Source organism: Antricoccus suffuscus, from assembly GCF_003003235.1.
Lineage (GTDB): Bacteria > Actinomycetota > Actinomycetes > Mycobacteriales > Antricoccaceae > Antricoccus > Antricoccus suffuscus.
The window spans coordinates 274,193-286,664 of sequence record NZ_PVUE01000001.1 but is presented as its reverse complement, the minus strand read 5'-3'; the positions used below and the strand labels follow the sequence as shown (position 1 = coordinate 286,664).

12 protein-coding genes are annotated in these 12,472 nt (G+C 64.1%); 5 read left to right on the top strand and 7 right to left on the bottom strand.

The genetic code is table 11. The features are described from left to right. Positions 1-8: 8 nt before the first annotated feature. Entirely contained in the window at positions 9-701 is a 693-nt protein-coding gene (locus tag CLV47_RS01405) for a helix-turn-helix transcriptional regulator (RefSeq protein ID WP_106347206.1), read from the bottom strand. Between the two features lie 133 nt (positions 702-834). Here CLV47_RS01405 and CLV47_RS01400 point away from each other — a divergent pair, with 133 nt between their 5' ends. The 5 genes from CLV47_RS01400 to CLV47_RS01380 all read left to right on the top strand — a co-directional run bounded on the left by CLV47_RS01400 (position 835) and on the right by CLV47_RS01380 (position 4,874). Further along, positions 835-1,314 carry a carboxymuconolactone decarboxylase family protein gene (locus tag CLV47_RS01400; protein ID WP_106347205.1) on the top strand — a complete coding sequence of 160 codons (480 nt, stop codon included), beginning with the start codon at positions 835-837 and terminating at the stop codon, positions 1,312-1,314. Then, entirely contained in the window at positions 1,311-1,652 is a 342-nt protein-coding gene (fdxA, locus tag CLV47_RS01395) for a ferredoxin (RefSeq protein ID WP_106347204.1), read from the top strand. The genes CLV47_RS01400 and fdxA overlap by 4 nt, the downstream gene beginning before the upstream one ends. A 158-nt stretch (positions 1,653-1,810) precedes the next feature. Continuing rightward, the gene (locus CLV47_RS01390; RefSeq protein WP_106347203.1) at positions 1,811-3,358 is read left to right on the top strand and encodes a class I adenylate-forming enzyme family protein; all 1,548 of its coding nucleotides are present in this window, start codon (positions 1,811-1,813) and stop codon (positions 3,356-3,358) included. Positions 3,359-3,371: 13 nt separating this feature from the next. Next, positions 3,372-4,199: a formate dehydrogenase accessory sulfurtransferase FdhD gene (gene fdhD / locus CLV47_RS01385; RefSeq protein WP_106347202.1), complete on the top strand. Its 828-nt coding sequence runs from the start codon at positions 3,372-3,374 to the stop codon at positions 4,197-4,199. A gap of 150 nt (positions 4,200-4,349) precedes the next feature. Continuing rightward, complete coding sequence (locus CLV47_RS01380) at positions 4,350-4,874, top strand: DUF1707 SHOCT-like domain-containing protein (RefSeq protein WP_106347201.1); 525 nt, start codon at positions 4,350-4,352, stop codon at positions 4,872-4,874. 83 nt (positions 4,875-4,957) lie between these two features. On the opposite strand, the gene CLV47_RS01375 is transcribed toward CLV47_RS01380, so the two are convergent. The 6 genes from CLV47_RS01375 to CLV47_RS01350 form a co-directional block, all read right to left on the bottom strand. After that, positions 4,958-5,701, bottom strand: coding sequence for a MerR family transcriptional regulator (locus tag CLV47_RS01375; RefSeq protein WP_106347200.1), 744 nt, complete (start codon positions 5,699-5,701; stop codon positions 4,958-4,960). A 62-nt stretch (positions 5,702-5,763) separates the two neighbouring features. Next, entirely contained in the window at positions 5,764-7,311 is a 1,548-nt protein-coding gene (locus CLV47_RS01370) for an acyl-CoA dehydrogenase family protein (protein WP_106347199.1), read from the bottom strand. 413 nt (positions 7,312-7,724) lie between these two features. Next, positions 7,725-9,449: an N-acyl-D-amino-acid deacylase family protein gene (locus CLV47_RS01365; RefSeq protein ID WP_106347198.1), complete on the bottom strand. Its 1,725-nt coding sequence runs from the start codon at positions 9,447-9,449 to the stop codon at positions 7,725-7,727. Positions 9,450-9,584: 135 nt separating this feature from the next. Next, positions 9,585-10,523, bottom strand: coding sequence for an LLM class flavin-dependent oxidoreductase (locus CLV47_RS01360; protein WP_106347197.1), 939 nt, complete (start codon positions 10,521-10,523; stop codon positions 9,585-9,587). Positions 10,524-10,533: 10 nt separating this feature from the next. Continuing rightward, a complete protein-coding gene (locus CLV47_RS01355; RefSeq protein ID WP_238145160.1) occupies positions 10,534-11,322 on the bottom strand; it encodes an ABC transporter ATP-binding protein in 789 nt (262 codons plus the stop codon). After that, positions 11,319-12,464: a FecCD family ABC transporter permease gene (locus CLV47_RS01350; protein ID WP_202862315.1), complete on the bottom strand. Its 1,146-nt coding sequence runs from the start codon at positions 12,462-12,464 to the stop codon at positions 11,319-11,321. The genes CLV47_RS01355 and CLV47_RS01350 overlap by 4 nt, the downstream gene beginning before the upstream one ends. Between the last annotated feature and the right edge of the window lie 8 nt (positions 12,465-12,472).

Sequence of the window (12,472 nt, the reverse complement as noted above, 5' to 3'; positions counted from 1 at the left end):
CGGGCTCGCTAGTCGTCGTGCTTGCCGGTGCCGTCCATGGCCAGGTAGGCAATACACAGCGACGGTTCGACGAACGGCTCAAGCCGATCGGTATGCACCGGCGCTCCAGTCTCGGCCAACATGCCTTGCATCAACCCAAGATGCAGCGAGCACACAACGTTGGAGTGTCGCTCGGCTGTCTCCAGAAAAGGACAGTGCCGCATAAGGACTTGTGTCGCGCCGTCATGCTCGACCGCCTCCGGCGCAAACCCGACGTCGGCCAACCTCCGCACGACCTGCTCGGTGGCGCCGTGCGCATCTAGATTCTGGGCGGGGGTTGGGCGTCCGGCCAGGTAGCGGCCCCAGTCCCGTCCGGTACGTCGGGCCGCGGCGGCCGGGTCTTTCACTTCGGTGGCGACGTAGCCGGTCAGCATGTTGGCGAGCAATCGGTAGCCACGCTGGTCACTCGGGTCGTCAAGCACGGCGGCGGCGTACGTCGTGCGAGGACGACCCGGGCGCGTGCGATCCTCGGCCCCACGTTTGGCCAAGCCGGCCTCCACGAGGCCATCGAGATGAAATCGAACCGTGTTGGCGTGTAACCCAACACGCTGGACGACCTCTTGCACGTCGATGGGACGGCGCGCCTCCCGGAGTACGCCTAGCACCCGGCGCCTACTGCCGCCGAGCATCTGGAGAGCATTATTGCCCGTCCGCGAGACCATCGTTCGAATGTATCACTCGTTCGTGTAAATACCTTGGGTGTCGCTACAGTCCCTGTCCGGCCTCATTCTACGGCTTGTAATTAACACGATTTAGTCGTATAAATAAGTACCGAGTCAGATCAGCGGGGGCGAGATGAGCAAGCACAGTCACTTACAGTACGGCGATATCGACCCGATCGCGCTCGACAATGAACTCGGGATGGAGCGCTACCTTGACGAAGGCGCGCTTGATCCTCGGCTAGTCCTACTGGTCAAGGTCCGCACCGCAGAGCTCAACGGTTGCTCCTATTGCCGCGCGATGTACGCCGATCAGGCGCTCGCGATGGGCGAGTCCCCGGGGCGCCTCGACGTACTTCAGACTTGGGCGGACTCACCGGGCTTCTTCTCTGCGCGAGAGCAAGCCGCGTTGGCGTTCGCCGAGTCGCTGCACGCCCACGGTGAGTGTTCGGTGCCGAAGCCGGTCTGGCACGACGCGTCATTGGCATTCGAAGAACGCGAAGTCGTTGACCTACTCATCGTCATCAGCTCGATCAATGGGTGGAGCCTGCTGGAGTCCAGCACGCATCACCCGACCGAAAATCCGCCCGCTAGTGTTTGTGAGTCCACGGCATGACCTATGTAATCGCCGAACCTTGTATCGACATCATCGACCGCGCCTGCGTCGAAGAATGCCCTGTCGATTGCATCTATGAAGGCGAACGTGCGCTCTACATTCATCCGGACGAGTGCGTCGACTGCGGCGCCTGCGAGCCGGTGTGCCCGGTCGAGGCCATCTTCTACGAAGACGATCTACCCGACGAGTGGGTCATTTACCTCAACGACAACGCGCGCTTCTTCACCGATCTGCTCACCGACCGCAGCGAACCGCTCGGGTCGCCGGGCGGCGCGGCCAAGACCGGCGCCCTTGGAGTGGACACCGAACTCGTCGGCACGCACGCACCCCAAGGCTGATCTGGACCAGCGCCAACGTCGCGCGCACGGTTCGTGTGTAGACATTGGGCGCTATAGACGCCCTTCCTCTACACACGAGATCTTCAACAGCGGTCCAGAAAGCACGAACGTCCGGAAGGTAGTGACGAAACACGGCGCGATGGCCTAGCGTCTTCGATATGACGACCTACGCGACTTTGCTGACGGACGGTGCCGAAAAGCACCCGGACAAGGTTTTCCTTTACGTCGACTCGCAGGATGAGTCCATGGTCGCGGTGACCTACCGCGACATGAACGAGCGCAGCATCGCGATGGCCCGCGCCTTGCTCGCCCGCGGGCTCAAGCCCGGCGATCGAGTCGCTATCGCCGCGCCCAACCAGATCGAATGGCTAGAGCTGCTGTTCGGCGCGGCCCGCGTCGGGATCATCACCGTCACCCTCAACATTCGCTACCGCGAAAGCGAACTGAGCTACATGCTCACCAAGTCCGGGACGAAGCTGGTCGTCAGTTCGGCTCGGCAAGGCGACTTCGACTTCGAGTCGCTCTACGACACGCTGCGGCCGCACGTCCCCTCGGTCGAAGACGTCTTCTTCCTCGGCGGTACGCGCGCCGGCAGCACCTACGCCGATCTGCTCGCCGCGGGCGCGTCGTACGACGGCGACCTGCCGGCACCGAAACCAGAGGACCCGGCGGTCATCCTTTTCACCTCGGGTACGACCGGGCGTCCCAAGGGCGCGACGCTGACCCACGCCAGCCTGATCGCTTCCGGCAGCGCCCAAAACAAGCACGTGGACGCACGGCACGACGACGTCACGCTCGGTCTCATGCCGCTTAACCACGTCGGTGGCCTGACCTGTACGACGACGAGCTCACTGGCGATCGGTGGCACCGTGGTGATGCTCCCGGCGTTCTCGCCGGCGTCGGCTCTTGAGGCCTTAGAGAAGTATCGCGGCACGTCCTTTGGCGGCGTACCGACAATGTGGAAGCTCATGCTCGATCACGAGACCTTCCCGCAACGCGACACGAGCGCACTACGGATGGCGATCATCGGCGGATCGAACGCCGATCCCGCCCTGTGCCAGCAGATCACCGCCGCGATACCGGGCGTCCGACTGATCAACCTCTACGGCCTGTCAGAGTCCTCCGGCGCCGGCGTCATGTCGGCACCTGAAGACGGCGTCGCGATCGTGTCTTCCAGCATCGGCGTACCGATTCCGGGAGTGGAGGCGCGAATCGTCGATCCTGATCCCAACGCCGACGGCGCCGGTGAGCTTCAGCTACGCGGGCCCGGTGTCGCGGCCGGATACTGGGAGATGCCCGAGGAGACCGCGGCGACGTTCGCCGACGGTTGGCTCAACACCGGCGACATAGGCACCATCGACGAGTCCGGCCACGTGCGACTGCTCGGCCGCGCGAAGGAGATGTACTTGCAGGGCGGCTACAACGTTTACCCCGTCGAGATCGAAAACCTGCTAGCCGATCATCCAACGGTCGCGATGGTGGCCGGCATCGGCGTACCCGACACGGTCCTCGGAGAGGTGGGGCGCTTCTACGTCGTACCGGCTCAAGGCGCAACAGCCGACGCCGGGGACCTGCTGGCCTACTGCAAGGAGAAGGTCGCCAACTACAAGGTGCCACGCGAGATCGTATTCGTCGACGAGTTGCCGCTGACCCCATCCGGCAAGATCGCGAAAGCGCAGCTGCGCGCCCAGTACGACGCCGAATGAGCGGGCGCCACTGATGGGCCGCCTGACCGCGCGACGCGACGTCGTCCGCCTCACTGAGGGCGGCAGTACTACCCGCCGCGACACCTTAGCCGTCGAAGAGCCGCTCGAGATCCGGGCGGCCGGACGGCAGTTCGCCGTCACAATGCGCACTCCGGGCGACGACATCGAGCTCACCCAAGGCTTCTTACTGACCGAAGGCCTCATCGGCAGCCGCGAGGACATCCGGACGATCCGATACTGCGACGGGGTGGACGACGAGGGTCGCAATACCTACAACGTGCTCGACGTCGACTTCGCGGCGGACGTCGATCTGGACGCACCGAGCCTGCAGCGCAACCTCTACGTATCCTCGTCGTGCGGGGTGTGCGGAAAGGCCTCGCTCGACGCCGTCCGCAGCACCTCTCGATATGCGACGGCGGACGCGGACCTCACCATCTCGGCCGCCTTACTCTGCGCGATGCCACCGAAACTGCGGGCGGCACAACGAATCTTCGAAAGCACAGGTGGCCTGCACGCGGCCGGGCTATTCACACCTGACGGCGAACTGCTGGCTATCCGCGAGGACGTCGGCCGGCACAACGCCGTCGACAAGGTGATCGGCTGGGCACTTGAGCAGGGCCGTGTCCCGCTGCGGCGCACCGTGCTGCTCGTGAGCGGGCGCGCGTCGTTCGAGCTGGTGCAAAAGGCGGTGATGGCGGGAATACCGGTCCTGGCTGCGGTTTCGGCGCCGTCCTCCCTCGCGGCCGACCTAGCCGAGGACAGTCACGTGACGCTCGTCGGTTTCCTGCGCGGAGCGGAAATGAACATCTACACGCATGCTGGCCGGGTCGTGCGTCCATAATTTGCATTGCACGCAAAAAGTACCTACACAGTCGTCGTACAGCCTCGTACGAAATCTGACGTATTTCGCTATAGGTACCTGTGAATTTGCGGCACGCTCGCCAATTTGGGATAAGACTGGTCGTCATCGGTAGTCACGGAAGGACACCACATGACGGACACACCACACACGTCGGACGGACACTTGCGCATCGGCGACGCCGAGCGCGAAATCGTGATCGGCCGTCTCAGCCTTGCCCATTCACTCGGCCAACTCGACGCTGACGAGTACGCCGAACGCAACGAAGCGGCGGTCAACGCGAAGACGCGTAACGACCTCGCCGACCTCACCAGCGATTTGCCTGATCCCGACGGATCGAAGACCGAACCACGCAAGAACGCGCTGGCCAGGGGCGCCGCGAAGATCGAGAGCGGTGCACGTACCGCCTGGGGCTCGCACAAAGTGCTGACGGCCGTCGGCATCGTGCTGCTGCTCAACATGATCGCGTGGACCGTCGCGGGAATCGCTAGCGGCGGAGGCCCGGACTTCGAGCACGGCGAGCATTTCGGGGCCATGCACGGCGGGGGCGGCGACTACGAGCACGGCGGCGGGCCGCAGTTCCTCGTCCTGCCGATCCTGATCGGGCTGTTTATCGCCATGGGGATTGCTCGCCGTCGCTCGCACCGCGACCAGTAGCGATCCGTCCCGCGACTAACCGGCCGCAGCCGATCCAGCCAACCGGCTGGATCGGCTGTCGACTACCGGGAGATCAGAGCGGCCTACAGGTTGCGCTCGGCGTAGACCTTCATCGCGTCTCGCACGTACTCGGCACCGTCGGCGCGTTGGGTGGTGTAGTTCGCGCCGAACCGTGGATCGTCGACGTACATCTGGCCTAGACCGGTGAAATAGTCCTTGCCCGGCCTCGTACCGCTAGCCGCGATCCAGTCGTAATGCCGACGTACGACGTCCTGCACCTCGTCCGAGTCAACCGATCGCCCAGCCATCTGGGCCTCGCCGTAATCCCGGACGAGATCCAGATGCACCTGGTGATGCCGCTTTTTGTCGTCGTCGGACATCGACCGCCACCAGCGATCGCCACTTTCGTAAGCTTCCTTGCCCCAGCGTTCGACGACCTCGTCCTTGTATTGCGTGTGGTCGAAGCCATTGAGGGATTCCGTTGCCATCAGCGCTTCACCCCTTTCGAGTTTCTCGATAGTTGATGACACCGACGCGATCTGCCGGCCAAGCCGCTCTTGGTCGCGCCTCAGGTCCTCGAGATGGCCCCGCAACGCCTCGGCTGTATCTTCCTGACCGTGCAGGATGTCCGCGATCGAGCCCAATCCGACGCCTAGTTCGCGCAGGATGAGGATGCGTTGCAGGCGGAGCAGAGACGACTGGTCGTAGTAGCGGTAGCCGTTGGCGCCTAACCGGGTCGGCTCAAGCAGCCCCAGCTCGCCGTAGTGCCGCAGCGTGCGGCTCGTCGTACCGGCGGCCGTGGACAGCTCGTGTATCGACCACTCCATGACCGTGTCTCCCTCCGAAATGCGTCGGTGAGACCAGTCTGCAACTTGACGCTACGTAAGAGTCAAGCCTTGAGGTAAGGCATCCAGGCGCCGTAGCCGATCGAGTCCGGTGCGACGTCGGGCGCGAGCTGTGCGCGCAAGTCGTTGAGCCAGCGACCCGCGTCCTCGCGGAGCATTCCGATGGCGGCGGCAATATGGTCCGGAGCGAACCCGCGAGAGCCGAGCTCCAGCACGGCTTCAAGTGCAAAGACGCGGGCGAATACCGCGCCGACCTCGACGAGTCGACGCTGCTGCGGACGGTCGCAGACGACTACGTTGAGCGCCGCGCCCATGACCTCGGCGGCGCGTGCCGTCGCTGGATCGTTGCGCAGGTACTCACCGAGATTGTCGGTGCCCTTTTTGCGCATGGTCTCGACGATCTTGGTGCCCACCTGTGCGTAGAGCACGTCGTTGGAGCCCTCGAAGATCTGGAACGGACGGGCATCGACGATCGCGCGGCCGGCGATGTGGTCCTGCCGGTAGCCCTTAGCGCCGACCAGCTGCAGCAGCGAATGCGCGGAGTCATGCATGTAATCGGTGCAGACGGACTTGATCGCGTTGGCCTCGCGACCGATCCGTGACAGGTCGTGCTCAAGATGCGCGTTTTCGGCGGCATACAGGCCGAGCGCGGAGATCGCCGTCAGCTGGCCCTGCATGCGGGCGAGCCGGGAGCGCACCTGGTCGTGCTCGACGAGCCGTTTGCCGCCGGCGACCCGGGTGTGGCAGTGATCGATCGCCTCGTCGACCATCCGGCGTACGAACCCGACGGACATGGCCGGAAACTGCACTCGGCTGCGGTGCAGCGTATCGAGCATCATCCGCAGGCCACCGCGGCCGCCTTGCAGGCGATGATCCGCAGGAACCGATACATCGACCTTGTTCTTGCCGTAAGGAATGCCATAGAGGCCAAGCGACTTGTAGTACTCGATGACCTCGATCTTCTGCTGCGGATCGTCCTGCTCGCAGATGAACATGTCGACGCCCTGGCTGAGATCGCCGGAGTCGTTCATGGGGCGGGCCATCATGAGCCAGTAGTCCGCGCACCCGGTCAGGCCGGCCCAGTGCTTGGTGCCGCGAATGCGGTAGCGGCCGTTCTCGTCGTGCCACGACGTACGCATGCCGAGCGCATCGGTGCCGAAGTCGGGCTCGGTGATCATCAGCCCGCCCATTGCGGCACCGGATCCGATCTTGTTGAGCACGCGAGCGGCGACCTGCTCGTCGGCGTACTTCGCGACCGGCTGGACGAATAGCGCGCTGTTGATACCGAGCGTGAGCCCAAGCGACATCGAGTGGTACGACGCGAGGTCGAGCATGGCCTGGCCGGCGATCGGTGTGTCGCCGTAACCGCCGAACTTGCTGGGAATGAACGCCCTGACCGGTTCCGCCGCCAACACATCGCGCATGACAAACGACGGTATGCCGCGAGACGACTCCATGAGGTCGGCATCGATCCGGTCGTGGAAGACCCGATCGAGTGTCGAGGAGAAGTTAGCCAGAAACTTCTCCGCGTCGTTGATGTTTGTGGTGCTGGGCTTGGCGGTAGTGGACCTGGTCAGTGTCTGAGCGGTCATCAAACTCCTTCATCGTGTGCGGCGCGGAAACGCATAGCGCCCTCGTGGCGCACACCTTGCTTACGGCTACGTTACCGTAGGTTCGGCTAGGGCTACGGTACCGTAGGTTGGCCCTCAGCGCGCCCCCTTGAGCAAGTGATTAAGCCGACTGCTCTTATCACACGCACCGGGAACTCACACAACCCGTACTGGTCACTGCCCCCTTGTCGACAAAAACTCCTCCTCGCGACGGCTCTTTTGCCGTCATGAGGAGGAGTTTGCCGCGACAGGGAGCCGGCTACACGCTAAACCGAAGGCAAACGTATCCGAGACCTCGCCCTTCCACCCTTGTGACCCAGATAACGTTTCGACGTACCTCGACCAGTGAGCACCGACTTTCAGCGACCTATCGCCGGCCTCTTCGGGGCCCCAAGCTAGACGGTCTGCGCGCCGCGCACCAGTTTGCCCGGAAGTTCGCCCGTTGCCTCGCCGTCGTGGTAAGTCTCAACGCCACTGACGAACGTGTGCCGGTAGCCATCGGCCCGCTGGAGAAGACGCCGTCCACCGGCCGGCAGGTCGTAGCGCACAGACGGCCGGTAGAGATGCAGTGCATCCATATCGATGATGTTGATGTCTGCTTTGTAGCCCGGCTGCAGCAGTCCGCGGTCGAGCAGCCCGACGGCCTCCGCCGTACCTCTCGCCTGGCGCGCGATCACGAACGGCAGATCGATCTTGCCGTGCGAGCGGTCGCGTGCCCAGTACTGCAGCAGCGTTGTCGGGAAGCTTCCGTCGCAGATCGTGCCGACGTGCGCGCCGCCGTCGGAGAGCCCCGGGATCGTGTGCGGGTGGGTCAGCATCTCCCGTACGCCGTCGAGGTTGCCGTGGCCGTAGTTGAGCAGCGGCGCGTAAATCTTGCCGCGACCCTCGTCCGAGACAAGGATGTCGTAGGCGATGTCCTCGGGCGTGCGACCCTCGGCGATCGCGCGGTTCTCCAGTGACTGTGTCTTCAGGTCCGGCTCGTAGTCCGGGGGATCTGCGAGGTAGACCATGTGTGAATACAGGTCGATGAGCGCGCCGCCAATGAGGTTGGGGTCCTTCTCATCCGTCTGCGCGGCCAGCATGCGCGCCTTGACCCCCGGATCGGCCATCTTTGCGGCCTGCTCGGGCACCGGGAGGTGAGACAGTTCTTTCCAGACAGGATTGAGCATGAACGGGTGCAGCGTGCACTCGAGCCCCTGGATGATCCCAATCGCGCGGGCGGCCGCCTGTCCTCTTAGCGTGTGCCCTTGCTCGTTCATCTCGGTGATGAAGGCAAGAATCGACCTGTACTTGTCCGGATCCGGACCGCCCTGCGCCAACGACAGCGACATCGGCCGGCCCGAGGCCTCGAGCATCTTGGTGACGAGCTCGAACTCGGCCTCTTCCTTGACGGGCAGATCAGACACCAACTGCAGTACGCCGGCCCCGGTCTCGCCGATCGCGCGCGCGATCGCGACGAGCTCTTCGACTCCGGCCCGGTACGACGGGGTCAGTTCCCCGGTGACACTCTTGTGGTTGAGCGTGCGCGAGGTCGAGAACCCAATCGCCCCAGCCTCAATTGCTTCGGCCGCGAGCTTGGCCATCATCGCGACTTCCTCTTCGGTCGCGATTTCGTGCGCCGCGGCCCGGTTGCCCATCGCGCGCACCCGGAGAGCGGCATGCGGCACTTGCGCGGCGAAGTCGACGTCGTGCGGGTTCTTCTCCAGCGCGTCAAGAAACTCGGGGAAAGTCTCCCAGTCCCAGGAAAGGCCTTCGGTCAGCGCGACACCGGGAATGTCTTCGACGCCTTCCATCAGCTGAATTAGTCGTTGATGGTCGGCCGGCTGCGCGGGAGCAAAGCCGACGCCGCAGTTGCCCATGATGACGGTGGTGACGCCATGCCACGACGTCGGCTGCAAGTAGCTGTCCCACGTCGCCTGGCCGTCGTAGTGCGTATGGATGTCGACGAAGCCGGGCGCCACGACCGCGCCCGCGGCGTCGATTTCGCGTTTGCCCTTGCCGTTGACCGTGCCAACTTCGGCGATCTTGCCGCCGGTCACGGCGACGTCGCCGGTAAAGCCTTCGGAGCCGGAACCATCGATGATGGTTCCGCCACGAATAACTAGATCGAATTCGGTCATGACAGTTTCTCCCTGAATTGAGGCAGCGAGCCGAAAGAATTCGTAATTGAAGCTAACTATCGCGGACTATTCCACATAAAAAACCAAACATCCATGCTTGAAACAAGAGCCCGGGCGACCACGTGCCGTTCAACCTCACGAATGGATGACCTCTGCACCGAATTCCTTGATGCTGCGAGCGTTGTCGGCGAAGTCGGGGTACGGCTGCGGAACGTTCATCAGGAAGTCGGTTGCGTACGACGTACCCGGGTCGGCGGCGATCTGACGCGCCACCACGTCCGGCGCTCCGGTGATGATGTGTCCGTCGGCCAGATAGTCCTCTGCGGCGTAGCCATCTGGAAAGCGCCCGGCCGGTGCGTGCGCTTTCAGCCATTTCGCCACACCTCGCCGTAGGCTCCGAGCCTCGCCTTGGTGCCTGGCGCAGAAGACCGATCGAGATAGTCCAGTGCGCGGCGTTCGACCGAGTGCGCGTTCACGCGCGCTGAAGTCGGCCAGCCGGACGGCAGTGTCAGCATCTTCGCGCGCGACGGGCGAGCCACGCCGACCCGCCATGATCCCGAGCCGATACTCCGAGGCGATCCGACATCCCTCGTCCGTGCCGGTAGCCAGCCAGAGTCGCTCACGGATTCCGTCGGGCCGCGGCACAATTCGATCGCCTTCCAGCTCGGCACACAAGGCGTGCAGCCGCTCAAGGAGGATCTCGTGCCGGTCCGCGTGGGTGATCCCAAATGCCTCGCTGGCCGCCGGATCCGCACCAGCGCCCAGGCCGAGGTGAAGCCGCCCGCCGCTAAGCGCATCGACGACCGCCGCGTCTTCGGCAAGCCGAATCGGGTCCTCCAACGCCGCCGCGACGACCGCCGTACCGATGTCAATGGACTCGGTCACCTGCGCGACCGCGCCAAGCAGGACGAATGGCGACGGAAGATGCCCGCGATGCGAGCCGAAGTGATGTTGTGCAACCCAGAACGACGAGAAGCCCGCCTCCTCGGCGATGCTCGCGAGCGCGACGGTCTCGCGCAGGACCTGCGCGCTGTCGCCGTCTCCGACGACGTGGCTGATCAACCCGTACCTCATCGCGGTGACCTCAACACAGCATGATGTGCGGCTTGCCGGTAGTCGGGTGCTCAATAATCTGCACGTCCACCCGATAGACCTCGGCGATGCGCTCGGTCGTGAGTACGTCGGCCGGCGTACCTTGCGCGACGACTCGCCCACGATCCAGCAGTACGACGGAGTCGCAGTAGCGGGCCGCGAGATTGAGGTCGTGCAGCGCAACGACGACCGTCGTACCCAACTTCGTCGCGAGGTCGAGCAGCGAGAGCTGGTGATGGAGGTCGAGGTGGTTGGTCGGCTCGTCCATGATCAGTAGCCTCGGTTGCTGCACCAGCGCTCGAGCGATAAGCACTCGCTGGCGTTCCCCGCCCGAGACATGCGAAAACACCTTGTGCGCCAGCGAAGTGATCTCCATCAGTTCCATCGCCGCGTCGCACAGATCTTCGTCGAAGGCCGTGTCCGGCTCCAGCAGCCGCTTGTGTGCGGTGCGCCCCATTCGGACGATCTCGCTGCAGGTGAGCGGAAATTCGGTCGGCGCATCCTGCAGTACGACGGCGGTCTGCTTCGCGTTCCATTTCACCGAATGCGTCCATACATCGTCGCGATCGAGATGCACCTGCCCCGCGGTCGGAGGCAGCGAACGGAAGATGGTGCGCAGCAGCGTGGATTTGCCGCTCCCATTGGGCCCGAGCAGTCCGACGACTGTCCCCGGTTCGGCGACCAGACCGACGGCCTCGAGGATGTGCGCGTCACCGATCCGGACGTCGATGCCATCTACATGCACGCGGGCGGGCATGTCGCCCGCTTGTCGGGCTCTCATCGGCCGGGGCCCTTACTGGTACGGCGCAACAGGTAGAGGAAGAACGGACCGCCGACGAGCGCGGTGATGATGCCGACCGGCAACTCTTCCGGGGAAATGACCGTGCGGGCCAGCAGATCGGCGCCGATGGTGAAGATCGCGCCGAGCAGCATCCCTACAGGCAGGCACCTGCGGTGGTTCGCGCCCACCAGCAGTCGGGTGATGTGGGGCATGACAAGTCCGACGAATCCGATCACACCGCAGACCGCGACAGTCACGCCGATCATCGCTGCGGACAGGACGAACATTCGCTGCCGGAAGCGGTGCACGTCGAGGCCCATGGAGATGGCGCTCTCTTCGCCGGTCAGTAACAGGTTGAGATTGCGCGCTTGGGCCAACGCGTAGCTGACGCCGAGCACGAGGACGATCGCCGGAATCGGGATCAACTTCCATTGCGCTGAGCCGAAACCGCCCAATGTCCAGAACAAGACCTGGGAGGCAAGGGTCCGATCGTCGGCGGTCAGGACAAGGAAGCTGGTGATCGCCGAGAGCACCGCGCTGATCGCCATACCCGTCAGGACCAACGTCGTGGCCGAGATACGCCCGCCGTACTTGGCGATACTCAGCACGAGAAGCAGGGTAAGCAGCGCGCCGAGGAACGCGGCGATGTTCAGCGTGTACGCCCCAAGGACTAGCAGCCCGAACCGCATGACGAATACGGCGCCGGTCGCGGCTCCGGCGGAGACGCCAAGCACCGTCGGCCCGGCGAGCGGATTGCGCATGACTGCCTGAACGACCGTGCCGACAACGGTCAGGCTCATGCCCGCGATGGCCGCGAGCAGGACCCGCGGCAGCCGCACATCCGCAACGATCCGGTCGGTGACGGCGTTCCAGGTTGGCGTGATCAGCCCGGGTGGAAAGATTCGGTGACCGATGACCCCCCATACGTCCGCCAGCGGTATGTGTACCGAGCCGATGGACAGAGCGAAGCCGGTGACGGCGATGAGGACCACCGTCAACGTGGTCACCGTCGCGGCCAGTCGGAGACGGTGACCGCCTGGTGAGGCGACGTGGACCCGACGTACCGATGCCTGGGTCGGCGACGACCGCAGCCGTGCAATGAGGCTCGCCCGCTCGTCGACTTCGGTATCGGTCTCGGTCACAATGCCGA